At 59.7% G+C, this 25,807-nt stretch carries 20 protein-coding genes; 7 read left to right on the top strand and 13 right to left on the bottom strand.

Annotation, left to right across the window (positions count from 1 at the left end):
- From ACP7BS_RS21100 to ACP7BS_RS21080, 5 genes are all read right to left on the bottom strand, one after another.
- Complete coding sequence (locus ACP7BS_RS21100; RefSeq protein WP_426229902.1) at positions 1 to 777, bottom strand: polysaccharide deacetylase family protein; 777 nt, start codon at positions 775 to 777, stop codon at positions 1 to 3.
- Positions 770 to 2,068, bottom strand: a complete 1,299-nt coding sequence (locus ACP7BS_RS21095) for an O-antigen ligase family protein (protein WP_426239716.1) — start codon at positions 2,066 to 2,068, stop codon at positions 770 to 772. Before ACP7BS_RS21095 ends, ACP7BS_RS21100 begins: the two co-directional genes overlap by 8 nt.
- A gap of 49 nt (positions 2,069 to 2,117) precedes the next feature.
- The gene (locus ACP7BS_RS21090; RefSeq protein ID WP_426239684.1) at positions 2,118 to 3,740 is read right to left on the bottom strand and encodes a GumC family protein; all 1,623 of its coding nucleotides are present in this window, start codon (positions 3,738 to 3,740) and stop codon (positions 2,118 to 2,120) included.
- A 135-nt stretch (positions 3,741 to 3,875) separates the two neighbouring features.
- A complete protein-coding gene (locus ACP7BS_RS21085) occupies positions 3,876 to 5,048 on the bottom strand; it encodes a GNAT family N-acetyltransferase (RefSeq protein ID WP_426239683.1) in 1,173 nt (390 codons plus the stop codon).
- An 81-nt stretch (positions 5,049 to 5,129) separates the two neighbouring features.
- Positions 5,130 to 6,383 (bottom strand): lipopolysaccharide biosynthesis protein, encoded by a 1,254-nt coding sequence (locus tag ACP7BS_RS21080; protein ID WP_426239715.1) that lies wholly within the window; start codon positions 6,381 to 6,383, stop codon positions 5,130 to 5,132.
- Positions 6,384 to 6,731: 348 nt separating this feature from the next.
- Here ACP7BS_RS21080 and ACP7BS_RS21075 point away from each other — a divergent pair, with 348 nt between their 5' ends.
- Entirely contained in the window at positions 6,732 to 7,418 is a 687-nt protein-coding gene (locus tag ACP7BS_RS21075; RefSeq protein ID WP_426239714.1) for a N5-glutamine methyltransferase family protein, read from the top strand.
- A 53-nt stretch (positions 7,419 to 7,471) separates the two neighbouring features.
- Positions 7,472 to 8,587: a hypothetical protein gene (locus tag ACP7BS_RS21070; RefSeq protein WP_426239682.1), complete on the top strand. Its 1,116-nt coding sequence runs from the start codon at positions 7,472 to 7,474 to the stop codon at positions 8,585 to 8,587.
- 30 nt (positions 8,588 to 8,617) lie between these two features.
- On the opposite strand, the gene nadE is transcribed toward ACP7BS_RS21070, so the two are convergent.
- From nadE to ACP7BS_RS21045, 5 genes are all read right to left on the bottom strand, one after another.
- Entirely contained in the window at positions 8,618 to 9,631 is a 1,014-nt protein-coding gene (gene nadE / locus ACP7BS_RS21065; protein WP_426239681.1) for an NAD(+) synthase, read from the bottom strand.
- The gene (locus ACP7BS_RS21060) at positions 9,628 to 11,172 is read right to left on the bottom strand and encodes a class I adenylate-forming enzyme family protein (protein ID WP_426239680.1); all 1,545 of its coding nucleotides are present in this window, start codon (positions 11,170 to 11,172) and stop codon (positions 9,628 to 9,630) included. Before ACP7BS_RS21060 ends, nadE begins: the two co-directional genes overlap by 4 nt.
- 26 nt (positions 11,173 to 11,198) lie before the next feature.
- Complete coding sequence (locus tag ACP7BS_RS21055) at positions 11,199 to 11,477, bottom strand: acyl carrier protein (protein WP_426229896.1); 279 nt, start codon at positions 11,475 to 11,477, stop codon at positions 11,199 to 11,201.
- 21 nt (positions 11,478 to 11,498) lie between these two features.
- On the bottom strand, positions 11,499 to 13,445 hold the full coding sequence (gene asnB, locus ACP7BS_RS21050) for an asparagine synthase (glutamine-hydrolyzing) (protein WP_426239679.1): 1,947 nt from the start codon (positions 13,443 to 13,445) through the stop codon (positions 11,499 to 11,501).
- A gap of 366 nt (positions 13,446 to 13,811) precedes the next feature.
- Complete coding sequence (locus tag ACP7BS_RS21045) at positions 13,812 to 14,072, bottom strand: hypothetical protein (protein WP_426229894.1); 261 nt, start codon at positions 14,070 to 14,072, stop codon at positions 13,812 to 13,814.
- A 533-nt stretch (positions 14,073 to 14,605) separates the two neighbouring features.
- Here ACP7BS_RS21045 and ACP7BS_RS21040 point away from each other — a divergent pair.
- The 4 genes from ACP7BS_RS21040 to ACP7BS_RS21025 all read left to right on the top strand — a co-directional run bounded on the left by ACP7BS_RS21040 (position 14,606) and on the right by ACP7BS_RS21025 (position 19,514).
- On the top strand, positions 14,606 to 15,082 hold the full coding sequence (locus tag ACP7BS_RS21040; protein WP_426239678.1) for a GNAT family N-acetyltransferase: 477 nt from the start codon (positions 14,606 to 14,608) through the stop codon (positions 15,080 to 15,082).
- 19 nt (positions 15,083 to 15,101) lie between these two features.
- Complete coding sequence (locus ACP7BS_RS21035; protein ID WP_426239677.1) at positions 15,102 to 17,126, top strand: beta-N-acetylhexosaminidase; 2,025 nt, start codon at positions 15,102 to 15,104, stop codon at positions 17,124 to 17,126.
- 365 nt (positions 17,127 to 17,491) lie between these two features.
- The gene (locus ACP7BS_RS21030) at positions 17,492 to 17,707 is read left to right on the top strand and encodes a hypothetical protein (protein WP_426239676.1); all 216 of its coding nucleotides are present in this window, start codon (positions 17,492 to 17,494) and stop codon (positions 17,705 to 17,707) included.
- A 19-nt stretch (positions 17,708 to 17,726) separates the two neighbouring features.
- Entirely contained in the window at positions 17,727 to 19,514 is a 1,788-nt protein-coding gene (locus ACP7BS_RS21025; protein ID WP_426239675.1) for a methyl-accepting chemotaxis protein, read from the top strand.
- 74 nt (positions 19,515 to 19,588) lie between these two features.
- Here ACP7BS_RS21025 and ACP7BS_RS21020 read toward each other — a convergent pair whose 3' ends face one another.
- Both ACP7BS_RS21020 and ACP7BS_RS21015 read right to left on the bottom strand, forming a co-directional pair.
- Positions 19,589 to 22,819, bottom strand: a complete 3,231-nt coding sequence (locus tag ACP7BS_RS21020) for an efflux RND transporter permease subunit (protein WP_426239674.1) — start codon at positions 22,817 to 22,819, stop codon at positions 19,589 to 19,591.
- Between the two features lie 39 nt (positions 22,820 to 22,858).
- Positions 22,859 to 24,079, bottom strand: coding sequence for an efflux RND transporter periplasmic adaptor subunit (locus tag ACP7BS_RS21015; protein ID WP_426127293.1), 1,221 nt, complete (start codon positions 24,077 to 24,079; stop codon positions 22,859 to 22,861).
- 185 nt (positions 24,080 to 24,264) lie between these two features.
- Between ACP7BS_RS21015 and ACP7BS_RS21010 the strand changes: the two genes are divergently transcribed.
- Positions 24,265 to 24,861, top strand: coding sequence for a TetR/AcrR family transcriptional regulator (locus tag ACP7BS_RS21010; protein WP_426229887.1), 597 nt, complete (start codon positions 24,265 to 24,267; stop codon positions 24,859 to 24,861).
- A 55-nt stretch (positions 24,862 to 24,916) separates the two neighbouring features.
- Here ACP7BS_RS21010 and hutC read toward each other — a convergent pair whose 3' ends face one another.
- A complete protein-coding gene (hutC, locus tag ACP7BS_RS21005) occupies positions 24,917 to 25,684 on the bottom strand; it encodes a histidine utilization repressor (protein ID WP_426239673.1) in 768 nt (255 codons plus the stop codon).
- Positions 25,685 to 25,807 lie beyond the last annotated feature (123 nt).

Raw genomic sequence — 25,807 nt, 5'->3', positions numbered from 1 at the left:
TCAAGGGTGGGCCTCCTTCCAGCCGAAGCGATCCAGCGCCTCGCAAACGGGGAGAATATCGCATTGGCGTTCGCGGGCGTGCGAAACCAGCCGCTCCAGTGTTTCCGGCCGGCAGCCGTAGGGCGTCGGGGTGGCGGCGATATCGTGGGTGAAGAAGATCAGCCAGCCCGGACTGGCTGCGACATCGTCGATCCACCGCGTCAGACCCAAAGCATGGTCCTCGGGCTGGCGGATTTCGACGGCTTTCAGCATGAAGGGATCGACCGTATCCCGGTTGATGGCTTCGCCGGCCGCCCGGCATGTCATGTAGCGTTGTTTCAGAACGTGCCGAAGCCGTGGGGTGGCGGCATTGTACGGGAAGGCGAAATTATTCGGCCGGCGAGAAATTCCGGCATCGGTCACGAACGCTTCATTGCGGTCGAGATCCCCGGCAAATGTCCTGCTGCTCAGGGTGCCGACCTTGCGGTGGGAAAACGTATGGCAGCCGATCTCGTGGCCGCGTGCAAACAATTCACGGCAGCCGTCAGCCGAAATCAACCGGCGATCCGGTTCTATCCGCCCTTCCAGTCCGCCGGCGATGTAGAACGTGCCGCGCGCGCCATACCGTTCCAGAATGGCCGCGCCGTTGGTCAAGGCCGTATCGGGAACGTCGTCGAAGGTGAAGGAAATGATCGGGCGCTCTGTCGCGATTGGCCGTCGTGTCCTTGCAAATTGCCAGATCAGCCGGTTGTTCAGCCGGTCGGCGATATTGGCGATCGTGTTGAAAATGTCAGACATGGGCCGCCAGCCTTTCCGCAGGAGCCAAGTGTTGCCCGGTGAGTACCGCCGACGACTGGAAACGCAGGCCATACAGGCAATAAAGGAAGGTGAACCAGAGCAGATTGCCGCCCTCGAAGAACAGGCTTTCGAGACCGGCATTGAAAATGACGTAAAGCCAGACGCGGATGAAAAGCCGCGTCAGATCGGAATGTTCGATTGCCGCAGGTAAGCGCGAAATGTCGCGCAACGGCAGGAAGAGAACCCAGAGCAGGGTCATGAAGAGACCGGGGATGCCTGTCATCAGCGCGATGTCGAGGTAGGAATTATGCCCGTTGGCAGCAGTGACCGCCCAGGTTTCGACGGTGCCCCCGCTATAGACCAGTTCCTGCGTCTGCCAGAATGCCTTGATGCCATAGCCGGTGATCGGATTTTCTGCCAGCGCGGTGAAGGCGAAGCGCCAGATGTCGGCCCGGTTGGTGAACGTCGCGTCGATGCCGAGCGAGGTGATGAACTCGCCGAGCGGCCGGAATACCGCCGAGCCGACGGCAAACAGATTGAACAGCGCGACGCCGCCGACGGCGATGGGAATGCGCAGAAACCGTACACGCTCGAATACAAAGGCAAGGATCAGGATGCCGGGCAGCATGGCGCTGGAGGTCTTCCCACCCGTGTGGACGAGAAAGAGGACGGAAAGCATGACGATGGCGATCCCTGCCACCCGCGACCAGGCATTCATGACGAAAAGGCCGAAGAAGGCGGCGATCACCATTGCGGCGGCGGCGCTGTTCTTGTGCGGAAAATGACCGCGCCACATGCCGGCATTCATCGGTTCGCGCAATTCCGACAGTTGGTGGACCGAGAGCTCGGGTTTGAAGATGATGCCGTAATAGGCGGTTGCCAACGTGATCAGCGTGCCGATCGCCAGCAGCTTGGCGAATTGTTTCTCAGAGGCCGGCATCAACAGGTAGATACTGGCATTGATGGTCGCCATGACGGTGAGGATGACCGCCTTGATGCCGAGCATCGGATGGTTGGACATCAGCGAAACGAACAGGAACCAGCCGAACATCGGCAAAAGCAGGGCGCGGGGCTGCAGGATCGTCGCGCGCAACGGGTGGAGCAGGCCGTAGCACAGCGTGCCGGCAAACAGGCTGAGCGATACGATCTGATTCAGACGGTTGGAATTGCCGGCGGACGGGTCGAGAATGCCTTCGCCGGTAAGATCGACGAACGGCGTCATGGAAATCCAGAAGAACAGGAAGATCGCCATGAACAGGGCCGGACCAGCGCTGATACCGGCGGTCCCCATACCGGCGGCTTCCGGCAGCGCATGATTGTCCGGCGACGTGATCTTCATGTCAGCCCGTGCGCGGCCGGTATTGGCGCAAAGCCCGTAGAATGCCGAACAACAGGGCAAGTCCGATGCCGATTGCGATCCCGGCGAACGCGCCGACGGCAAGCAGTATCAGGGTGCGCGGTGGCCAGCTGCGCGATTGCGGCGGCATCGCGCGCGAAATGACCCGGATATTGGATGTGTTGATCTGCTGCTGTTCGGTAATCTGCTGGGCACGGGTCAGGTGCGTTTCATAAAGTGCTGCCTTGGCGCGCGCGTCGCGTTCCAGATCGCGCAGCTCGACCTGCGAGTCGTTGTCCATGTAGACGTTCGTCTGCTGTTCGTTGGCCTTGCCTTGCAGGGCAGAGAGCGCCGATTTTGCCTGGTTCTTATCTCCGAATGCCGCATCGGCGATCCGCCGGGCTTCAGTGTTGATCGATGTCTTCAATGTCGATAGATCGGAAAGGGCGGCGGTGATCCGCGGGTGGCGGGTGCCATAGGTCAGCTTCAGGGAATTGAGCTGCAACAGAGCCTGGTCGTAATCCTGCCGCAGCGCCGTCATAGCCGGCGACGCGAAAACAGACGCTGTGCCGGTCCGGCCGGTGGAAATCGCTTCCTGCATCTGCTTGTATCGTGTCTCCAGCTCGATGTAGCGTTGTTGTGCTGTCAGCACCTGCGTGTTCAACTCGGCAACCAGCTGTGTGCTGACCAGCTCGCCATTGGATGATTGCAGCCCCTTCTGGCGCTTGAACTCCTCGACCTTTGCTTCGGCGTTGGTGACGTTGCGGCGAAGCTCGTCGAGACGATCGTTCAGCGTCGTTGCCACCCTGCCTGCACTTTGCGCGGCGGATTCGAAGATTTCCTTTTCGAATGCATCGACGATCGCGTCGGACAAGGTCACCGATTTTGCGGGACTATCGGTGTAGACGCCAAGAGAGACGACGAACGAACGCTCTTCGCGCCGCGCTTCGACCCGCTCGGCCAGAGCGCGGGTGGCGCCCAGCATCTTTGCCTGCTGGGTCTCGTCCTTGGAGGCGCTCGAAATGAGCTGCTTGATGCCATCGAACATGCCCGGCTTTACGAACTCCGGGTCCTGCGTCAGGTTCAGGCTGTCAATAACGCGGGTCAGGACATTGCGTGACGTGAGAATTCGCAGCTTGCTTTCGACTTCGAGCAGTTGCGAATCGCGCAGCGGGCTTGAGCCGAACACGTCGTCATTGACCACCTGAAGATTGGACGGATCGATGACGAGGTCGGTGTAGACAGTGTAACGCGGCTGGGCGAACATCGCGTAGATCAGGGCGGCAGCGATGCACAGCACCGTTGCGCCGACAATCCAGAGCAGGCCATCCTTCAGCCACAGGAAAACGTCATCGGGACCGATGGCGCGAAGGGCTGCGACATAGCCCATGATCTGCCCTTTGACGGGCATTGACGGCGTATTGATTTGCTCGGCGATTGCCGCCTGCTGCCGGTTCGGCGAAAACGTTGCGCGGGCCGTCTCGGTGATCGTGAAGGCCTGATGAGCGGAGCGGAAATCGTCTTCGTCGTCGGAGACCAAGTCAAGCAGAGAGCCGGGACGCGGGCGCGCAACCGTTTCCGGGCGCTTCATCGCTTGCCGCAGATCCGGCTCCTTCGGCGTATACATCCGTTCTGTCTCCGCAGCATGCTTCAAGCCCGTCCAGACTATCGCCGTGCTCTTGGTGAACATCATGAATAGCCGCTTATGGTAAACCGGGCGTTAAAATGCCGGGTAGCAGCACTCGCATACGGGGTAGTCGGGCTAGAAATCGTGAAGCAGCCGGCTCCAGCTTTCCGAGGCAAGACCGCCGGCGTAGAACCCGTCGCCAATGGCTGCCTCCTTGAGGTCGGCATGGCGTGTCACCAGGCAAAAATAGCCGGTATGCTTGTGGACCAGATGACGTTGCCGCAGCACCGCCTGTATCAGGAATGGCTGTGCCATTCCTTGCGCACTTGCATATCCCAGGTTGTCGAAATCGGCGAAAAGCTGGGAGACGACGGCCGCTTCCTGGCGCTCGTGGCAGAACACGTTCATAACCACGGCGTTGCGGCCATCCGCACCAAAATACAGGTAGCAGCCGATGATTTTGCCTTGAGCATCCGTGATGCTGCAGCATTGAAGTTCACCAAGCGAGGTGTTCAGTTTCGCAGCAGCGATCAGCCAATCGAATTCCGCCTTGGAAAAGACCGGATGGACCGAGAAACGCCCCATCATCAACCGAGCCTGTTCCATGAATTGCTGCGGCGAGACCGGTGCGCTCCTGATACCATCATGTGGAACCGCAGCGAAGGAGGTTCTTGAGCGGCGAACGAAGCGGTCCACGGCGCGTGCAAGTCCCTGCAGCGGTAGCTTGCCGAGCAGCTTGACCTTGCGGCGCGCCATGTGGAGCGCTGCTGCCGCCGGGCGGAACGTGCGATGCCATTCCAGACTTTGAACAGGCAGGACATGGCCACCGCCGGCAACCCAATGGTCGGCGCTGACCGGTGATGCGTTGTCGGAAAAGCAGAAGTCCTGGCGTGCGGCACGCAGCATGCGGGCAAGACGGGCCGCTCCAGCCGCGCCGGACTTTCCCTCGGCCATGAACGCGCAGAGAACCCGGGCGGTCACCGGCCTGCCATGAACGCTGTATTCTATCGGCATGGCCAGAATGGCGCTGTCGATCGCCGATGTTTCGCTGAGATGAACGAGACTGCCGACGTCCGGCGTATAAAGAGGGCTGCCGAAGAAAACCGTTTCGAGATAGCCGGCCAGTTGGCTGTCGGTCTTTTGGTTGTTCTTGCGGAAGGTCCGGGTGAACAGATCGGCGACAACTGGCAGGTCCGATCGCTCCATGGCGCGAACTGTGCCTGTATGGGGCCTGGATTTTCCTTCCCCGGCAGGTGTGCCGGAGAGTTCGGGGGGGTGTTTCAGTGCGCTTTCCGCAGCGGGGGCCATATCACACTCTTCATATCCGGCTCTGTAGGACAATTATGTATGGGATGCCGGTCAATACTCTCTAAGCGACTTAAAGCGTCTTCATGTAAGCGCTGCTGCAGCAACACCTTTTGCTTCGTCCTGCTTCGCGTAGCGGAGGAAAACCGCCCAGGCGACGGCCACCATTGCGATCTCGATGACGTAGAATGAAACGACTGTTCCCATCGGCGGGGCATACCAGGTTGCCCAGGCAGCCAAGGCCGCGCCGAGAATACTGCCAAGACCCATGACGCCGGCGCGCGCGGCGTGATAGCCGGCAGCACCCAGAGCTTCCACGGCGATCGACCACATGCCGAGCGGCACGACGACCCAGCATAGTTTTCGCACGAAGGACACAAGCGTCAGATATTCGTGGCCGAACAGGTAGGGCAGCAAGGGTGCCAGCAGGAACACGGTCGTAGCCGCTGCCAGACTGATGCCGGTTGCGGCAAAGAGCACCTTGCGGATGCGGTCCATCGCCTTATGAAGGCCGTTGGCGGCAGCCCGTGCCGAGCCCGGATACATCAGCCGGTTCAAGGCCTCGACGGAGAGATAGCTGCTCTCCAAAATTCGGCGGGCGACGCTGTAACTCGCAACGATCTCGGCTGTCGTCACGAGGCTGAGCGTCAGGAGGTCGGCATTCTGGCGGATGGCGCGTAGGATGAAGGGGATGCTGAAATACATGCCGAGCGGCAGTTCCTCCCTGACGATCTCGTATTTTGGGCGCCCCAGTTTTGCCAATGCCCGGATGCAGAAAGCGGCAACCACGACATGGCAGGAAAACTGCCAGATAGCCCATTCCGCAACCGTTGAGACGCCCAATGCCAGGCAGGCAAGCGCTGCGGCAAAGGTGCGCGCCATGGCGAAGCCTACCACGGTCATATTGGCAGAGACGAAATTGGAATGGCCTATGAAGATCTGCTCGGTCAGGACAATGATGCGCACGAAAATGATGTTGGTGATCAGCATCAGCGTCATATCGAGGAGATTGAGCGATGGATCGGGTGAGAGCGCGAAGAAAAACGGTAATATGGCCACGCCAAGCAATACCAGGGCCACGCCACTGATGGCCGTCAGGATGATGTTATGGCCGAGCATGACCGGATACATCGAGGGATCGCGTGCGACGCGCCTGACCAGGCACTCCATGCCGCCAAGCCCGCAGAGATGAACGGCAATATTGCAAACTGCGGTAACGGCGACGAAGACGCTGAACTCGTTGACACCGAGTGATCGGGCCAGAATAGCGAAGGTGAGCAGTTGGGCAGCAGTGCTCAAGATGAGGCTGCCGCCGGAGGCCATGTAGGACATGACCATTGACAGCAGCGTTCGCTGCTTGGGCGCATGAAAAGCGTCCGCTGTCACCGTTGGTTCTCTCCTCTTGCAGGCAATGCGGTTCCGCTTGGTTGCGGTAACAACCGCGGCGAAACCGGCGGAACCTCAAAGTTGCAGGTGTGTCTGTTTCATTTGATTTCTGGTTGTCCCACAATACGTTCAATCGCTGCAAAGGTCGTTAATTTCACCGCGATCCGGTCTTTGCGGCATCAGCGAATTCATATTGAGGTTAACGCTTGCCATTGCCATATTGATTTCAGTTTATGTTTACTTCGCTACGCTATTGATTGCAGTAGGTTTTGGCGATTGCAGGTTGGGGTTGCGCTGGTGATGGACAAAGCACGTTTTGACAATCGGATCGGAACGCCGCTGCACCGTTTCATGGGGGTCGATTTCGAACTGGCTCCCGGCGTGCTCGTCCCAAGAGAAGAAACCGAGCTTTTGGGCCGCACGTCGCTCGGGTTGATCGAAGGACGGGTCGAAAATCCGCTTGTCATCGACATGTGCTGCGGCTCCGGCAATCTGGCGCTGGCCATCGCCACGCACATCCCGGAAGCCCGGCTCTGGGCATGCGATTTGACGGACGAGACTGTGAGCCTTGCAACGCGAAACGCCATGCGTTGCGGATTTTCCGATCGTGTGAGCGTGATCCAGGGCGACCTGTTCGGTGGACTTTCGGACAAGGATCTTGAGGGCAAGATCGATCTGATCGTCTGCAATCCTCCCTATATCTCCAGCCAACGCCTGGAAGGCGACAGCGCACATCTGCTCGACAGCGAGCCGCGGGAGGCCTTTGATGGTGGGCCCTATGGTATTTCCATCCACCAGCGTCTCGTTCGAGATGCGCTCGCATTCCTGAAACCGGGTGGCTGGCTTGCGTTCGAGTTCGGTGAGGGGCAACACCGGCAAGCTGCGGCCCTTCTCGCCCGGGCACGGGGGTATGAGCCTGCGGCCTTTGCGGAAGATGCGGCGGGGCTTCCACGCGTCGCCTATGTTCAGAAACGGTCCGAAGCCTAACCCGTCTGCACCAAGCCTGCCCGAAGAACCTGTTGCCGGAACCCGAAAAGCCGATGAGTGAAATCCGCGCGTTGCAAAGCTCCGATATCCCGGCCTTGGCGGGGATGTTCCAACGTGTCTTTCGCGACGCAAAAGCTCCAGCCAGCAAGGGGCTGGCAGACTATCTCCAGTCGTTCTATCTCGATGCGCCCGGTCAGGACATCGGAATCGCATCGCTCGTTCATTTGAATGACGGCGGCGAGATGACCGGTTTCGTCGGCGCCACCGGATTGCCGATGACATTCGAAGGCCGTCAATTGCGGGCAGCGATTTGCGGTTCGCTGATGGTCGAGGGCCGGGAGGCTGATCCGCTGGCGGGCGCGCGGCTGCTCAAAGCATTTCTCGCCGGCCCACAAGACCTGTCGTTCAGCGAGACGGCGAGCGAGGTGTCGGCCTCGATGTGGATGAAGCTGCGCGGGCTGGCTATGCCGCAATACAGTCTCGACTGGCTTCGCATCATCCGGCCGGCCGGATTTTTTGCCGAGCTCGGCGCAAGCCGCATCGGCGCTGCGCGTCTTTTGCGGCCGGTGGCGCGCAAGACCGATGATATCCTGCTCCGGCGCATGGGCGCCGATGACCTGCGATGGTCCGGTATTCCGGCGGCCTGGAACGGGCAGGGGAGCTTCAAGACGAGTGATGTGGCTGTCGAAGAGTTTGCCGCGCTTTTTACCCGGCTGACGGCGCGATACCGGCTTCGGCCTGATTTCCCTGATGCTCAGCTGGCATATATCCTGCAGGATGCACAGTACACGAGGACAGAAGGTGAGGCTGTGTTCTGCAAGGTCGAGGCGCGGACCGGTGCCGTTGCCGGTGCCTTCGTCTATCATGGCAATGCGGGCCGCATCGGGCGGGTCCTGCAGATCCTGTCGATCCCCGGCCAGGAACGCCAGATCATCGATTGCCTGATCGCGCATGCTGCAGCACAAGGGCTCGTTGCGTTGCGCGGCCGCACCCAGCCGGCCCTTCTCAAAGCCATGCTCGGCCGGCGCATCTCCTTTACCCACATCGCCTCAAGCGTCATCCACAGCAAATATCCAGAGATCCTCCAGGCTTTTCAGAATGGCGAAGGGTTCTTCAATGGGCTGGCCGGTGAACACTGGAGCCGGTTAGCGGCAGGCGATATCGATTGACGCGGCCGCCGCCTTCCAAAACCCCATGTCTCACTTCGGTGCGATTTCACTGACTGGTTCGACCAGCTGCGGCGCAAGATGCAGGTAGCGCGTCGCCTTGCGCTTGGCGGCGATATCGGCCCAGACGCGTGTCATTTGGTCTGCGGTCAACCCGGCGGCGGCGGCAACGGTTTCTGCGGGCAGATTGTTGTTGAGGCCGTAGAGGCAGAGATCCATCCGGTCGTAGGGCAGGGAGAAGTAGAACTCCTCCTGCGTCTGCTGCAGTGAATAGGTATCGGTCGTCGGCAGGCGCTTGCAGATTTCTTCCGGCACGCCAAGGTAAGCGGCCAGCTGATAGACCTGGGTCTTGTAGAGATGGGCGATCGGCTTGACGTCGGCAGCACCATCGCCGTTCTTGACGAAAAAGCCCTGATCGTATTCCAGCCGGTTCGGCGTGCCGATGACGGCGAAGTTCAGCCGGTCGGCATGGAAATATTCGAGCTGCTTGCGGGTGCGCTGTTTCATATTGGTGGCCGCGACGATGCCGAGATAAACCGATGGCGTCATGCGCAGCTTTGTCTGCTTGCCATCCGGGTCCTGCACGACGAGGTAGGAAATGTTGTAGCCATCGCCTTCCAGCGCATTGGAAATGACGATTTTCGAGGCCCAGGCGCTTGTGTATTCCGGAACCAGTTCGCGGATGAAGGCGTCGCGGCGATTGTAGCAGCCCATGGCCTGCAGCGACGGGCCGATGTCCTCGACGACGCTGTCGATGCCGAAGGTTTCGGCGATGGTGCGGCCAAGGCGCAGGCTTTCCGGATCGGAATCGTTTTCCGGCATGAACAGCGCATAGACATTCTTTGCGCCGACCGCGCGGGCGGCAAGGGCTGCGCAGACGCTGCTGTCGATGCCACCGGAAAGACCAAGAACGAGACCGCGCTTGCGCAGCGGACCGCGCAGCTGCTCACGCAGCGCTGCGACGATCTTGTCGGTTTCCTTGGCCGGATCGAGTGCTAGCGTTGCTGCCGAGAATGCGGCGGTGGTTTCGGCTTTGTGCATGTTCATTCGGCAGCCTCCAGTGTTTCTGCGGCGAGCCTGCGGCTGACCTTGCCGGTATCCGTCTTCGGCAGTTCAGCGCGAAACTCGATGAGACGCGGAACCATGAAGTCTTCCAGATGGGCGGCGCAATGTTTGATGATCTCGCGTTCCGTCAGAGCCGGATCGGAGAGAACGACAATGGCGGCGATTGCCTGGCCAAGGACAGGATCGGGCAGGCCGATGACGACGGCCTCGGCAATGCCGGGATGGGCATGCAGCACCGTCTCGACTTCCTTCGGCGCGACTTTCTCGCCACGGGTCTTGATGATGTCGTCCTTGCGGCCGACGAAATAGAGGAACCCTTCCTCGTCCGTGCGGAAGAGGTCACCGGTGTAGAGTACCCTTTCCCAAGGGTTGGGGCCGGGGCGCAGCATCTTGTTGGTCGCCTCGTCGTTGCGCCAGTAACCCTGCATCACATGCGGGCCACGGATCACCAGTTCGCCAGGGACGCCGGGCGCCACGCGCTGGCCGTCGTCATCGACAACAAAGGCTTCGGTATTGGGAATGGCGATGCCGACGGAGCCGGGGCGGCGATCGAGTTCAGCGGGCGGCAGGTAGGTACAGCGCTTGCATTCGGTCAGCCCGTACATCGAATAGATCGTCGCGCGTGGAAACAGTTCGCGCAGGCGGGCGATATGGGCAGGTGGCAGGGCTGCGGCAGTATTGGTGATGTAGCGCAGGCTCGGCAGGAAGTCCGGCTCGAGGTCACGCATCTGCAGGATCATCGCCGCCATGGTCGGCACCAGCGGAAAGCCGGTGACGTTTTCCTCGCGGATACGGGCGAAGATCGCCTGCGGGAAGGCGAAGGATGGTTCCAGAACGATGGTCGCGCCGAGTTTGACCGACATCAGCAACTGGTAGAGGCCATAGTCGAACGCCAGCGGCAGGACATTCAGGATGATGTCGTCGGCTGTGTTTTCCAGATAGGTGGTGATCGAGGTCGCGGCGGCTTCCACATTCCGGTGTGTCATCATCACGCCTTTCGGGCGGCCGGTCGAGCCAGAGGTATAGATCAAGAGCGCCAGATCAACGTCGATGCCGTGGTGATCGACACCGGTTTCGGCGGCTGCCAGGCAGGTTTCGAAATCGGCAATGCCTTCACCGGGACCAGCCCCTCGGAATTTTGTCGATGCGATGAACAGCGGCCTTGGCTCGGTTGCCCTGGCTTCTGAAACGACGGGCAGCAGTTTGCCTTGCGTCAAGATGCCCGCAGCCTCGCAGTTGCTGATCATATAGGCGAGCTTGTCGGCCTTGGTCGACGGATTGACCGGCACGGCGGTGGCCCCGGCCTTCAGGATGGCAAACAGCGAAACCGCTGCTTCCCAGCAATTGTTCATGAAGATGAGGACGCGGTCGCCGCGCAGGATCCCGCCTGCGGCAAGCGACGAGGCCAGCCGGCCGGCAGCCGCGTCGAACTCCGCATAGGTGATGCGCTTTTCGCCGGCCACCAGAGCCGTTTTTGCGCCGTTGATGCGGGCGCTGTTCTGCAGAAACTCTTCGACGCGCATCGTCTGTCTCCCGTCGGCCGATCCTGTCAGGCCGACATCTTGTTGAGTGCGGGATCCTGGGCGTGCCTGGCAACGAAGGCCGTGATGCGCGCCACGGAATCGAGATTGGCCGGGACGATATCCGCGTCGGCCATGACGAAACCGAACTGGTCTTCGATGAAGGCGACCAGCTCAAGAACGCCGGTGGAATCGATGACCTCGTTTTCGATCAGCGATGCCTCGTCCTGAAGATCGTAGGACGTGTCGCCGAACAGGAAATTCTCGATGATGAAGGCCTTGATGCTGTCCTTGAAGGGCTGGGTCATATGTCTTTCCTCAAATAAAGCTCAAGCCGCCTTGGTGCTGAGCACCTTGGCGGCCGAAAATGTGTTTTGCCAGAGCTGGGTTGATAGGATGCCGACGAAGGCGACATTGTCGCGATAGCCGGACGCCGGCTTCTCGCTGCATTTCTCGTAAAGTTTCGAGACGGCTTTCGGATTGAAAAGCCCGGTTTCGGCGATGCTGCGTTCACTGAAGGCATCGCGGACGTAATCCCGTCCGTTCTTGCCGACGAAGGACTGGCTGTCCGGTGCCCGGTAGGGCTGCTTTGTCCGGCGCCCGATGGAGTCCGGAAGCAGGTCTTTTGTGCCTTCCCGCAGGATGTGCTTTTCGACAAGCCCCTTGAGCTTCATTTCAGGAGGCAGACGCGTCGCGAATTCGACGAGGCGATGGTCGAGGAAGGGGAAACGGCCTTCGATGCCATGTGCCATGGCCATGCGATCGCCCTGGCTCGACAGGATATAGCCGGGCAAAAGGAAACGGCTTTCGAGACATTGCGCCTGATGCAGCGGGTGCCAGCGGCCGAAGTCCCGCGGCAGAAGCGAAATCATTTCTGCGGCGGCATCGTAGCCTGCGAGCGTTTGGCGCAGGTCGCCGGAGAAGAACAGCTTGGCGGCTGCCGTTCCGCGCAGGCGTGGCCGGTGCGAGAACAGCGGATCATCCGGTCTGTCATCGCCGGCGCCGAAGAAGGCGGCGAGATATTCGGCCGATTGCTGCTTCAGGCCGGGCAGATAGGCATAGAGCTTGCGAAACAGGTGCGGCCTGATCCGGGAGCCGGGCTGGCGGGCGCAGAAACGGCGCACCCGTGCCTCCTTGAAAATATCGTAGCCGGCAAATACCTCGTCGGCACCTTCGCCGGTCAGAACCACTTTCAGGCCCTTTTCGCGAACAAGGCCGGACAGCTGGTAGAGCGGCGCCGGGGCCGTGCGCAGGACCGGGCGTTCGGTGAAGCGGATCACATCGGGAAAGACGCTGGCGATATCGCCTTCGCCGCAGGCAACCGCGTGATGATGTGTGCCGAGCGCCTTGGCCATCTGTTGCTGGAAAGCGCTTTCGTCATGTTCTGCGCTGCCGAAGGTGACCGAGAACGTCGAGAGGCCGCCGGCTGCCATGGGGGCGGCCAGTGCGGAGACGATCGACGAATCGAGGCCGCCGGAAAGATAGGAGCCAACCGGAACATCCGCCCGCATCCGGATACGCGTCGCATCGGTCAGCAGATCGCGCAATTCCTCGGCGGCGGCGCGTTCGTCCGTGTAGACGGCAGGCTCGCCCATGTCGGGATATTGCAGCTGCCAGTAATGCTTGATCGAGACATCATTTTTCTCGGCGATCAAAAGATGCGCTGGCTCAAGTTCGAATATGTCGCGAAAGGCTGTGCGCGGTGCAATTGGTGCCCAAAGCGTGAAGATTTGATCCAGCGCCAGCGGGTCCATCTCAGCCGCGACGCCAGGCACCTGGAGCAGCGCCTTCACTTCCGAAGCGAAATAAAGGGTCTTGCCGACCGTCGTGTAGAAGAGCGGGCGAACGCCCATGCGGTCGCGGGCAATGACCATGCGTTGCCTGGATGCGTCCCAGATCGCAAAGGCAAAATCGCCGTTGAGCAAGGACACACAATCTGGTCCCATGCGCTCGTAAAGATGCAGGATGACCTCGGTGTCGCTGCCGGTGCGGAACACATGGCCCTGCGCCTTCAACGTCTCGCGCAGCTCGACATAGTTGAAAATTTCGCCGTTGAAGACGATGGTGAAATTGCCGCTGGAATGCGTCATCGGCTGCTGGCCATCGCCCAAGCCGACGATCGACAGGCGTGCATGGCCGAGCCCGACGGCGGGAGCGGTGAAAATCCCCTGCTCATCCGGACCCCGGTGCGCGATCGCGGCAACCATGCGCTGCAACAATGGCCGTGCATCATGGCGCGCGACGCCATTTCCAAAATACCCGCCAAATCCACACATGCCGCAGAATCCCCGACTTGCCCTGAGAGGCCTGATAGTGCATGAAAAGCGTCCGTGATGTGTTAATCTGGACCAGAATTCAGAAGCAAATTCCTATATTTGGTCTCACGGTAAAAATTGATTTAAGAAAAATTTTGAATTTTTATTTAAACTGCAAGTAAGCAACCGATGGCGACGATTCTCTCATCGACTGCAATTTCATTCGTGTTTCCCGGCTCGTCCAGGGCGGCGTAGATCGTTGCGTGGACTTGTCCGTGTCTAAATCCGTGCAATCCTTGGTGGATTTTGATGAAACCCGGGACTGCCTTCGCCTTATGCCTTGATGGTTAAGCAATCCTGAAATCGAAGGCAGCGCTATCTGACTGCTTAATCACGAGTCCGCCTTGCGGAATTGCGTCGTATGGGCGCTGGGTGATCGACAAAAACAAATGTTGGTTTTGAGTTCGCGGATGCGGCCTTACAGATCAGCACGACGGTCAGCAAAGGCCAGAAGAAGCAGAAGACCAGGCCTGCTACGCGGTGGGGCGACCACTGGCCGCCGGTTCTTTCACCCTCGATATAAGTCGGCGCCAGATAGAGCAAGGCGATGGCACCATAAACCAGCATCTCGATTTGCAGGGTGGACATATGCCGCGCTCCTCTTGTTGCGTGTGGTTATTCTTTCCTTCATGCAATTTGAGCGAATATAAGCTGGAAGTCACTATCGTAATAGGTGAAATTAGGACTTTCTTAACTTAAGGTAAATTTGGTTTTTTGCGCGTTCGGACGCACTCGCAACTGTTGTTTGCGGTGCCTTGATTTCGGTGATGGTGCGAGCCAGCCGGTTGACAGGCGTTCAACTCTCACCTTAGTTTAAGTCAAATACATTGACTTAATGGCTGGATCAACGAAGTCTGGGGAGGAGTTCGTCATGGCTGATGCGGCCGGACACGCTTGAGGGCCGTCGGCGCTGACGATGCCTTAAAGAGCAGGGGCTCCCGCCTTGATCTGGCTTTTCCTCCAGCGCTACCCGGTGGTTATCAAGGCGAGCGATCTTGCCATGCTCCGCATCACGCACAATATTGCCACAGCTTTTCGAGCAGGCGGCTGCAGTGATCGGCGATAACTGTTTTCGTCCGTGCGCTCGCCCATCCCAAACCTAATCACACAGGGTTCAACATATGGATTATCTGGTCAATCTTTCCCTGGTTAAGCCGGTTCCGGAACTCGATGCGCGCATGGAAAAGGCCGGTGTCAGCATCAGGCGGGCGCTTGCGCCGGAACTTGAACTGGTCACCGGCTGGGTGCGAGAAAAGTTCGGATCGGGATGGGCAAGCGAAACTGCCGTGGCTTTTGCCCGCCAGCCGCCGACCTGTTTTCTTGCGACGCGGGCGCAAAAGCTGATCGGCTTTGCCTGCCATGAATCGATCGCCCGCGGCTTTTTCGGACCAACGGGCGTGGATGAGGCGGCACGCGGCGAAGGCATCGGCCATGCCCTGCTTCTCGCCAGTCTGCTGGATTTGAAAGTGATGGGATACGGCTACGCCATTATCGGCGATGTCGGGCCATCGGCGTTTTACGAGCGGACGGTGGGTGCTGCGCCGATCCCGAACTCCGCGCCCGGCGTTTACGCGGGGCTGCTCACCAGCGCCGAATGACAGTTTTCTGGAGGACAAGATGACGATTGCAAGCAAGACCAAATATCAGCTGGAAACATTCTGGGTGCCTGCGGGGCAGGATGAAAATCCCGTTTACACACTGACCTTGACCAACAACACCGATCAGCCGCTGGCCGATTTCAAACTTTGCGTGTCCGGCCCGGCCCGCATCGACCCGGAAGCAACGGTCGAGGGCGGCAGATTGTTGAAGCGGCTGTCGAACCATTCGGAATTCGCACCGCTAGAAGGCTTCGTGCTCCAGCCCGGCGAGACCTGGACCATCAAGGCGCATGGCATGAGCTATCATCCGAAGCATTGGACCGATGGTGCCAATGCCGGTTATGTCGTGCTTGCCGACAACAATACGGTGCCGGTCAGCGTCGCTCCGACGCGAGCCAAGGGCGACAATGCGGCTTTGACGCGCGGTGCTGTTGTTTATCCGGTTCCGAAGGTTGCGCCGGTAGCGGTTTCCGTTGTGCCATGGCCAAGTGCCGTCTCGGTTTCCGGCCAGCTGGACCCTCCCGCCGGACTTGCGCTGCATGCCGAGGATGGTGACGCAGCGGCTGCTGCCGGGGCATTCAAGGCGCTTGTGGACAGCCTGTTTCCTGTCGAAGGTATTGTCCGTCCTGTAGCCGAAGGCGGGTTTCCAGTCTCGTTTGCCTCAGTCGCTGGCTTGGCGCCGGAGGCATATGACATCAAGTTTTCAACATCCGGGGTGACGGTTTGCGCAAACGCGCGAGCGGGTTTCCTCTATGGATTGATCACGCTTGGGCAGATCCTTCGCGGCTCGCGGCTTCATCCGGAGACCTTCCTGTTTCCGGCATCCGGCGAGATCACCGACGCGCCGGCGCTCGGCTGGCGTGGCGTGCATCTCGATGTCGCGCGGCAGTTTTACGGCACGGCGGAAATCGAGCAGTTCCTGCGCATCATGGCCTGGAACAAGCTGAACCGGTTCCATTGGCACCTCTCAGACGACGAGGCATGGCGCGTCGAGATCGATGCCTATCCGGCCCTGACGGAGATCGGCGCGTGGCGCGGTCACGGTCTGAAAATCCCGCCGCTTCTGGGCTCCGGCCCACAGGTGACCGGCGGTTATTATACCAAAGCGGCTATTCGCCAGATCGTGGCGCTTGCCGGCGGGCTCGGCATTGAGGTGGTGCCGGAAATCGATGTGCCCGGACATTGCTATGCGATGTTACAGGCGATCCCGGAACTTCGCGATCCGCAGGAAAAGGGCAGTTATTTCTCAGTGCAAGGTTTCCCGGACAATTGCATCAATCCGGCGCGAGAGGAAACCTACCGTGTTCTTGAGACGATCTTCGACGAACTGATCGAGCTGTTTCCATCCAAGATCATTCATATCGGCGCCGACGAAGTGCCGCTCGGGGCATGGTCGGGCTCGCCCGAAGCCCTGGCGCGCTTGCGCGACGTCAGCGGCGGAGCGATGGCAACTGCGCATGCCGCGCGGCTGAACGTCGTCACCAACACGCATGGTGCAGACGAGATCGACGGATCGGGTGCTGCGGTGCTGCAGGCGGAGTTCCTGGCGCGTATCCAGGCCTTTCTCGCCTCGCGCGGCTGCATCACCGGCGGCTGGCAGGAGGCGGCCCATGGCAACGTCATCGACAAGAAAAAGTCGCTGCTGTTCGGTTGGCGGACGGTCGAAGCATCTGCGGCCTTGGCAGGCGAGGGCTACGACATGGTCGTTTGCCCCGGCCAGGTCTATTATCTCGACATGGCCAACAGCCAGGCATGGTCGGAGCCGGGTGCCAGCTGGGCCGGCTGGTCCGATCCGGAAAAACTTTACACGTTCGATCCCATTGAAGGCTGGAGTGAAGAGCAGAAGAAGCGCTTGTCCGGCGTGCAATGCTGCATCTGGTCGGAACCGATGACGGATCGCGGTGTGTTCGACCGGCTGGTCTTCCCACGTCTTTCGGCGCTTGCCGAAACCGGTTGGACATTGCCGGAGCAAAAGTCCTTTGCCCGCTTTGAGGCGCTGGTCGGCTTGATGCCGATCCTTTACGGTATTTACGCGGAACGCTGATCTGGAAAGGAGCGCGGGCAATACCTGCACGCGCTCCTTTCGCAGCGATTGCAAATTCGGCATTCGTCGCGTGTGTCGAATATGATAATGTGCGAAATCAATTAAAGATTGTGACGTTTAGTGGTGTTTTTGCGAACGGGGAGTTCGCCGAGAGGCCGATCCTAAAGGCGACTTTTAGCCCGGAATATTTTCCGAAAAATCTTCAAAAAATAAAATAAAAACAATTGATTAATTGCGGAGTTGTTTATGGAGAGGTCCACCATAGAGGATGATGGCGGAAATCCTTATGCTTAAAAATTACTCGGCTTATTAATTCTTATTTTAGTAATTATACTAATAGTTGTAGTGTGCATTCGAATATTAGAATGTTCGAGCATGATGCTCATGCACAAGCCGGGAAGACCGGCATGTCTTTTTCAAAAAATCCTGACCGGCGCGGTGGCTTCTTTCCGAGGTACAGCGCTCGCCAAAGCCAGGACCCACGGCCACAACAGATATTGAAATACAGGGGCATTCGCGGTTTTGACCGGCCGAAGCGTGTGCTCTTTGTTGCGCCCAAATGGCGCATGAAAATCGAATAGATGCCGAAGGAGGCGTTGTATGAGCAGGCTTTTCCCACGTTTTGGTGGCGATACCGCAGCTGTTCTGGCTGCGATGCACAAGTCACAGGCGATTATCGAATTCTATCTCAGCGGCAATATCCTCAACGCCAATGCCAATTTCTGCGCGGCTTTGGGCTATGAGCTTGCCGAGATCAAGGGCAAGCATCATCGGATTTTCGTTGATCCAGCCGAAGCGAACAGTGTGGAATACCGCGAATTCTGGGGGCGGCTCGGCCGCGGCGAATTCGACCGGCAACAGTACAAGCGCATTACCAAGAGCGGTCGCGAGATTTGGATCGAGGCCTCCTACAACCCGGTTTTCCGTGGTGGCAAACCCTATAAGGTGGTGAAATTCGCAACCGATATCACAGCTGTCAGGCAGAAGGCCTTGGAAGATGCCGGCAAGCTGAATGCCGTCTCCCGTTCGCAGGCGGTGATCGAATTCACCCCGACCGGCGAGATCATCACCGCCAACGAAAACTTCTGCGGAGCGCTGGGTTATCAGCTGCAAGAAATTCAGGGCAGGCATCACCGGATGTTCTGCGACCCTACTTATGTGCAGACGGAGGAGTACCGGCAGTTCTGGGAGGGGCTCGGACGCGGTCAGTTCACTGCGGGCGAGTTCCTGCGCTTCGGCAAGGGCGGCAAGGAAATCTGGATCCAGGCGGCCTACAACCCCATCGTTGACGACAAGGGAAAGGTCTTCAAGGTCGTAAAGTTCGCGACCGATGTGACCGAGCGCATGGGCGCCGTCGGTACGTTGGCAAAGGCCCTGAAGGGTCTGGCTGATGGTGATCTGACACAGACCCTCGACAAGCCTTTCGTTCCGACGATGGAAAAAGTCCGCCACGACTTCAACGACGCGGTGGGCAAGTTGCGGTCAGCGATGCATTCCGTTGGTTCCAATGCCCAGGCAATCGCGGCCGGCTCGACGGAAATCCGCTCCGCAGCCGACGATCTGTCGAAGCGGACAGAGCAGCAGGCTGCCTCCGTCGAGGAGACAGCTGCGGCACTTGAGCAGATTACCACGACCGTCGCCGATTCCAGCCGCAGGGCGGAGGAGGCCGGTCATCTGGTTGCCGCGACGCGCGCCAATGCGGAACGGTCGGGTGCTGTGGTCCGCAACGCCATCACGGCGATGGGTGAAATCGAGAGTTCGTCGCGCGAAATCTCCAACATTATAGGCGTCATCGACGATATCGCCTTCCAGACCAATCTTCTGGCGCTGAACGCCGGGGTGGAGGCAGCCCGCGCCGGTGATGCCGGCAAGGGGTTCGCGGTCGTTGCCCAGGAAGTGCGCGAACTGGCCCAGCGCTCAGCCAAGGCAGCCAAGGAAATCAAGGCGCTGATCAACACGTCGGGTGAACAGGTGAAAAGCGGTGTTTCGCTGGTCGGCGAAACCGGCAAGGCACTGGAAGAGATCGTCAAGCAGGTCCAGGAGATCAATACCAACGTCGTCGCCATCGTCGAAGGCGCACGCGAGCAAGCGACCGGGTTGAAGGAGATCAACCAGTCGGTCAATGCCATGGACCAGGGCACACAGCAGAATGCGGCGATGGTCGAGCAATCGACGGCCGCCAGCCACAGTCTGGCCCGCGAAGCGGAAGCTCTGTTCTCGCTGCTTGGCCAGTTCCGGGTCGGGCAACAGACGAGCGCCCCCCGGGCAGTGGAGGCCGGACACTACTCCCGGCCGGTGGCATCGCCGGCCCGCAGGGTGGCAGGGCAGGTGATCCGCGCCTTTTCCGGCAGCGCAGCACCTGCGCAGGAGAATTGGGAAGAGTTTTAAATCGGCCGAGCCCGGCTGAAATGAAAACGGCGCCGCTGATTGCGGCGCCGTTTATCGTTGTTTCGACCGGCCGCTTATTCGGCGGCTTCAAGCCCGGGCAGGAGCGGCTGGGCATGCAGTTGCGTTACCGAGGCCGTTTCGTGGGCGGCGGCATGATGTCCGCTTTTCTTCAACGGCCGGTTTCCGGTCATTGCCCGCACCAGCGTATAGAAGACCGGGGTGAGGAACAGCCCGAACAGCGTCACGCCGATCATCCCGGAGAACACCGCGACACCCATGGCATGGCGCATTTCAGCACCGGCGCCGGTCGAGATCACAAGCGGCACGACACCCATGATGAACGCCATCGAGGTCATCAGGATCGGCCGAAGCCGCAGGCGGCTCGCCTTGATGACGGCTTCGAACGGCGTCGCCCCTTCGAACTCCAACTCTCGGGCGAACTCGACGATCAGGATGGCATTCTTTGCCGACAACCCCACCAGTACGATCAGACCGATCTGCGTGAAGACGTTGTTGTCGCCGCCGGTCAGCCAGACACCACCGAGGGCTGCCAGGAGCGCCATCGGGATGATCATGATGATCGACAGCGGCAGCGTCAGGCTTTCATACTGGGCTGCCAGCACCAGGAAGACCAGCAGGATCGACAGCGGGAAGATCAGGATACCGGTATTGCCGGCAATGATCTCCTGGTAGGTCAGCTCGGTCCATTCGAAGGTGACGCCGGCGGGCAGCGTTTCGGCGGCGATCCGTTCGACGGCAGCGCGGGCCTGGCCGGATGAAAAGCCGGGTGCCGTATTGCCGTTGATATCGGCCGAAAGGAAGCCGTTATACCGCATGGCGCGTTCCGGACCGGCGCTCGAGGTGACATTGAGCACCGCCGAAAGCGGAATCATTTCACCGGAGCTTGAGCGGACTTCGAGCTTGCCGATGTCTTCCGCCTGAGCGCGGTAGTTGGCATCGGCCTGCACACGCACGGAATAGGTTCGTCCGAACTTGTTGAAGTCGTTGACATAGACCGAGCCCAGATAAATCTGCAGCGTGTTGAAGATTTCCGTCAGCGGAACATTCAGCTGGCGGGCTTTGGCCCGGTCGACATCGGCATAGAGCTGCGGAACGTTGACCTGATAGCTGGAGAACATGCCCACCAGTTCCGGTGTCGTATAGGCCTTGGCCATAAAACCCTTCACGGCTGCATCGAGTGCTTCGTAGCCTAGACCGGCCTTGTCTTCCAGCTGCAGCTTGAAGCCACCGATCGCACCGAGACCCTGGACAGGGGGCGGTGGGAAGATAGCGCTGAAGGATTCCTTGATGACGCCGAGTTCCTGGTTCAGCCTTCCAGCGATTGCACCGGCGGAAAGGTCCGGCGTCGTGCGTTCCTCGAAAGGCTTTAGCGACAGGAAGACGATGCCGGCATTGGAGGAGTTGGTGAAGCCGTTGATCGACAGGCCGGGAAAGGCGATGGCGCTTTCGACGCCGGGAACCTTCAAGGAGATGTCGCTGATGCGGCGGATCACTTCTTCCGTGCGGTCCAGCGAAGCGCCGTCCGGCAGCTGTGTGAAGCCGACCAGATATTGCTTGTCCTGCGGCGGTACGAAACCGGGCGGCACCGCCTTGAAGAAGAACACGGTGGCTCCGACCAGCAGCAAATAGACGCCCATCATCAGGGTCTTGCGCGAGATCACGCCCTTGACGCCGGAACTATAGGCCCGCGAGCCGCGTGAGAACACGGCGTTGAAGCCACGGAAGAACCAGCCGAACAGAAAGTCCATGATTCGGGTCAACCGGTCCTTCGGCGCATCGTGGCCGCGCAGAAGCAGGGCAGCAAGCGCCGGGGACAGGGTGAGCGAGTTGAAGGCCGAGATGACGGTCGAGATGGCGATCGTCAGGGCGAACTGCTTGTAGAACTGACCGGTGAGGCCGGAGATGAAGGCAAGTGGCACGAAGACGGCGACCAGAACCAGCGCGATCGCGATGATCGGGCCGGAGACTTCCGTCATTGCCTTGTAGGTCGCCTCGCGCGGCGAAAGTCCATCCTCGATATTGCGCTCGACATTTTCCACGACCACGATCGCGTCATCGACGACGATACCGATGGCCAGCACTAGGCCGAACAGGCTGAGTGCATTGATCGAGAAGCCGAGCATCTGCATGACAGCGAAAGTGCCGATGATGGAGACCGGAACGGCGATCAGCGGAATGATCGAGGCGCGCCATGTCTGCAGGAAGATGATGACGACGATGACGACCAGTGCAATGGCTTCGAGCAGCGTATGGATGACGGCCTCGATGGAGGCGCGCACGAACTGCGTCGTGTCATAGACGATCTCGTAGTCGACATCCTGCGGCATCGATGCCTTGATTTCCTGCATGGTGGCGCGGACCTGGTCGGCGATCTCGATCGCATTCGAGCCGGGTGCCTGGAAAACCGGGATAGCGACGGCCTGCTTGTTGTTGAGCAGCGAGCGAAGCGAGTATTCGGCCGAACCGAGCTCGATGCGGGACACGTCGCGCAGACGGGTGATCGCGCCGGTCGGGCTCGTCTTGATGATGATCTCGCCGAACTCTTCTTCGCTTTGCAGGCGGCCCTGCGCATTCACCGAAAGCTGCAGATCGACCCCCTGTGCATTCGGCGATGAACCGATCACACCAGCGGCAGCCTGGACGTTCTGGGCGCGGATTTCATTGACGATATCGGAGGCGGAGAGGCCGAGCTGCGCCATTTTCTGCGGATCCAGCCAGATGCGCATCGAATAGTCGCCGGAACCGAACAGCTGGACCTGGCCGACGCCGTCGATGCGGGCCAGCCTGTCCTTGACATTGATCAGCGCATAGTTGCGCAGATAGGTCATGTCGTAGCGGCCTTCGGGCGAGGTCAGGTGCACCACCATCATCAGGTCCGGGGAGCTCTTGATGGTGGTGATGCCGAGGCGGCGGACTTCTTCCGGCAAGCGTGGCTCGGCCTGGCCGACACGGTTCTGGACAAGCTGCTGCGCCTGGTCGGGGTCAGTGCCGAGCTTGAAGGTGACGGTGAGCGTCATCAGGCCGTCGGTCGTCGCCTGGCTGCTCATGTAGAGCATGTCCTCGACGCCGTTGATCGATTCCTCCAGTGGCGTCGCCACGGTCTCGGCAATGACTTTCGGGTTGGCGCCGGGATAGTTGGCGCGAACGACGATCTGCGGCGGCACGACATCGGGATATTCCGAGATCGGCAGGATCGTCATCGCGATCAAGCCGCCAAGGAAGATGATAAAGGACAGAACGCCCGCGAAAACCGGGCGATCGATAAAGAACCTAGAGATATTCATGGCGTGATCCGCCCTTGTGCTGAAGTGCCGGAGAAAGGCTTAGTTGGTTATCGAGGCTTGCTGCTGAGGATCGGCAGCCGGCTTCATGGAGACCATTTCAGGTGCCACGAGCGCGCCGGGACGGATGCGTTGCAGGCCGTTGACGACGATGCGTTCCTGAGCTTTCAGGCCAGCCGTCACCACCCGCAGGCCATCGGATTTCATGCCGACGGTGATCTCGCGGTATTCGGTGGTGTTGTCCGGCTTGACAACCATGACGTATTTCTTGTTCTGGTCGGTGCCGATGGCCCGTTCATGCACCAGCACGGCGTCTTCGGACTTTGCCTGGCCCATGCTCAACCGGGCAAACTGTCCCGGCATCAAAGCGCCATTGGCATTGTCGAACACGGCGCGGACACGGATCGTGCCGCTCTGGGGATCGACGCTGTTGTCCACCAACTGAAGCTTGCCGCTGACGTCCGACGATCCCGCAACATCCATTCGGACCGGCACGCGGTCGATGAAGTTGCGGGCGTTGACGCCCTCCGGCAATTCGGCGAGTATAGTTGAGACGATCCGCTCGTCGGCCTCGAAGCTCGCATAGATCGGGCTCAGGGAAACCAGCCGGGTCAGGATCGGCGAGGAAGGACCGGCGGCGATCAGGTTGCCTGCGGTGATCTCGATCTTGCCGACGCGGCCGGTGATCGGGGCGCGGATTTCGGTGTATCCGAGATTGAGCGCTGCCGATTGCAGCACGGCGCGGGCGGCACCCACGTCTGCTTCTGCGCTTGCCAGGCCATTCATGCGCTGATCGACTTCGCTTTGCGACACTGCATTGGAGGCCAGCAATTGCCTGCCGCGCTTCAGCTCGACGCGCGCCAGCGAAGCGCGTGCTTCGGCTGCGGTCACGCTGGCTTGGGCGCGGGCGACCTCGGCCTGGTATGGGGCGGGGTCGATGGTGACGAGCAGGTCGCCCTTATCGACAATGGCGCCTTCCTGGAAGTGAACCGACTGGATGGCGCCGGCGACGCGGGAACGCAACTCGACATGATCGACGGCTTCCAGGCGGCCGGAGAACTCACTCCACTGGGTTACGGACTTCGCTTCGACGACCGCAACGGAGACAGGTATGGCAACGGGCGCTGCGGTCGAGGCATCAGCCGCGTTGCCGCTTCCCGCCGGGCTTCCCAGCAGATCGAAATAGATCGTCGGCGAAATGGTGGCGACCGCAAGCACGAGGCCGGTGGTGAGAAGCTTGGTTTTGAAAGTTCCGAATGACATGGCGGTTATCCTGAATTTCTGCCCCGGGTGTGGGCTGCCTTGTGTCCGACGTGGGAGGCGAAGGATTTGGGCGAGGGTTGCATTGACGTTCAATACCGTTCGGTATAGAAATAAGTTCTGAAGCCGATCACTGTCAATCGAATTATATACCGATCGGTATAAAAAAATTCGGGAGGGCCCACCCCATGGGACGGCCAAGAGAGTTTGATGTCGATGATGCCCTTGAAACGGCGATGGAGCTGTTCTGGCGAAAGGGCTACGAAGGCACGTCTCTGACTGACCTGACCGAAGGCATGGGCATTACCAAGCCGAGCCTCTATGGCGTCTTCGGCAATAAGGAAGGCCTCTTCCTCAAGGCCTTGGAGCGCTACGAGCGCACCAAGATGAACTTTTTCCATGAGGCTCTGAAGGAACCGAAGGCACGCGATGTTGCCGGGAAAATCCTCAGAGGCTTTGCCGATTCCCAGACCGCGGCAACTGGTCCGAGCGGTTGTATGGGGATCAATGGTGCGCTCGCCTGCAGCGAGGCTGCCGCCGAAATCCAGAAATGCCTGATTGAAAACCGCCAACGCGGCGAGCGTGATCTGGGCAGACGGTTCGAGCGTGCAGCGAGCGAGGGTGACCTTCCAGCCGGGCACGAGCCTTACGATCTTGCCCGCTATATCATGACCATCTCGCAAGGGACCGCCATTCAGGCGGCGTCTGGTGCTGACCGGCCGGCGCTCTACCGGGTCATCGATATGGCGCTACAGTTTTGGCCCGAAACCGTCGAGCAGAACTGAATCAAGCGGTTATCGAAGTTCCATATACAACACGGGCGGTGTTTTAGCGGTCGCTTCACTCGTCGGTCATCTTCCCACTGCGTGATTCCAGCCGATACCGGTTGCCGGGATAGACCAGCCGGGCAAAAGACACGGCGCGTTTCGAGGACCATGTCCGCCGCCGGATGAGCAGGCAGGGCTCGGTACGCAGGATAACCAGCAGCTTACACTCCCACGGCTGCGGCATGGCGGCTTCGACGATATGTTCGGAGCCGCTCAATGGGGCTTCCGCCGTCAGATAAGCATTCGGTGTCTGTACTGTGAAGTCCTGCTCCAGATACCCTGGTGCTGCTTCCGGGTTGACGAAGCGGTCTTCGATCTGGACCGGAACGCCGTTTTCGCTGTGGACGATCAACGAGTGAAACACCGGTGCGCCGATTGAAAGTCCGAGTGCATCGGCAACGTCCGGTGCCGCCGTTTCCTGCGCCAAAACGACGACGGAGGCCTGATGCGTATGGCCCCGCTCGTCGATCTCCTCGGCGATGTTGCGCACTTCGAGCAGTTCGGAATAGCCTTTGCGCTCGGCAACGAAGGAGCCAACCCCCTGGATACGCACGAGTTCCCCTTCGCTTGCCAGTTCCCTCAATGCCCGGTTGGCCGTCATCTTGCTGACGCCGAGTTCCGCAACCAGTTCGTTCTCCGAGGGAACCCGGTGCTTCGGTGGCCATTCGCCGCTCTGGATGCGGTCAAGGATCATCTGCTTGACGCCGGCGTAAAGCGGCGAGCCGTCATTGTCGCTGGTGTCCCATTTTAACGGAGCGTTCTGGTCGTTGCTTCGTTTCATATGCTCATTCCTTGGGCGGAATTAATTTTGCATTCAAATGCGGCCGCCTACTTGCATACCATAAAAATTAGCATATGGTACCATATACAACATGGATGTTCAGGGGCATTTTTTAGGCCTCGT

This window comes from Pararhizobium sp. DWP1-1-3, from assembly GCF_049896125.1.
Taxonomy (GTDB): Bacteria; Pseudomonadota; Alphaproteobacteria; order Rhizobiales; family Rhizobiaceae; genus Pararhizobium.
Note: the sequence above shows the minus strand (reverse complement) of the source record. Positions and strands in the feature narration are given on the sequence as shown.

Coding starts and splice junctions, on each gene's coding strand:
- asnB (WP_426239679.1), bottom strand. CDS start 13,445: ATGTGTGGATTTGGCGGGTATTTTGGAAATGGCGTCGCGCGCCATGAT.
- ACP7BS_RS21080 (WP_426239715.1), bottom strand. CDS start 6,383: ATGGTCATGTCCTACATGGCCTCCGGCGGCAGCCTCATCTTGAGCACT.
- hutC (WP_426239673.1), bottom strand. CDS start 25,684: ATGAAACGAAGCAACGACCAGAACGCTCCGTTAAAATGGGACACCAGC.
- ACP7BS_RS21040 (WP_426239678.1), top strand. CDS start 14,606: ATGGATTATCTGGTCAATCTTTCCCTGGTTAAGCCGGTTCCGGAACTC.
- ACP7BS_RS21075 (WP_426239714.1), top strand. CDS start 6,732: ATGGACAAAGCACGTTTTGACAATCGGATCGGAACGCCGCTGCACCGT.
- ACP7BS_RS21070 (WP_426239682.1), top strand. CDS start 7,472: ATGAGTGAAATCCGCGCGTTGCAAAGCTCCGATATCCCGGCCTTGGCG.
- ACP7BS_RS21085 (WP_426239683.1), bottom strand. CDS start 5,048: ATGGCCCCCGCTGCGGAAAGCGCACTGAAACACCCCCCCGAACTCTCC.
- ACP7BS_RS21020 (WP_426239674.1), bottom strand. CDS start 22,819: ATGAATATCTCTAGGTTCTTTATCGATCGCCCGGTTTTCGCGGGCGTT.
- ACP7BS_RS21025 (WP_426239675.1), top strand. CDS start 17,727: ATGAGCAGGCTTTTCCCACGTTTTGGTGGCGATACCGCAGCTGTTCTG.
- ACP7BS_RS21100 (WP_426229902.1), bottom strand. CDS start 777: ATGTCTGACATTTTCAACACGATCGCCAATATCGCCGACCGGCTGAAC.
- nadE (WP_426239681.1), bottom strand. CDS start 9,631: ATGAACATGCACAAAGCCGAAACCACCGCCGCATTCTCGGCAGCAACG.
- ACP7BS_RS21010 (WP_426229887.1), top strand. CDS start 24,265: ATGGGACGGCCAAGAGAGTTTGATGTCGATGATGCCCTTGAAACGGCG.
- ACP7BS_RS21095 (WP_426239716.1), bottom strand. CDS start 2,068: ATGGGGACCGCCGGTATCAGCGCTGGTCCGGCCCTGTTCATGGCGATC.
- ACP7BS_RS21055 (WP_426229896.1), bottom strand. CDS start 11,477: ATGACCCAGCCCTTCAAGGACAGCATCAAGGCCTTCATCATCGAGAAT.
- ACP7BS_RS21030 (WP_426239676.1), top strand. CDS start 17,492: ATGTTCGAGCATGATGCTCATGCACAAGCCGGGAAGACCGGCATGTCT.
- ACP7BS_RS21045 (WP_426229894.1), bottom strand. CDS start 14,072: ATGTCCACCCTGCAAATCGAGATGCTGGTTTATGGTGCCATCGCCTTG.
- ACP7BS_RS21090 (WP_426239684.1), bottom strand. CDS start 3,740: ATGTATACGCCGAAGGAGCCGGATCTGCGGCAAGCGATGAAGCGCCCG.
- ACP7BS_RS21060 (WP_426239680.1), bottom strand. CDS start 11,172: ATGCGCGTCGAAGAGTTTCTGCAGAACAGCGCCCGCATCAACGGCGCA.
- ACP7BS_RS21015 (WP_426127293.1), bottom strand. CDS start 24,079: ATGTCATTCGGAACTTTCAAAACCAAGCTTCTCACCACCGGCCTCGTG.
- ACP7BS_RS21035 (WP_426239677.1), top strand. CDS start 15,102: ATGACGATTGCAAGCAAGACCAAATATCAGCTGGAAACATTCTGGGTG.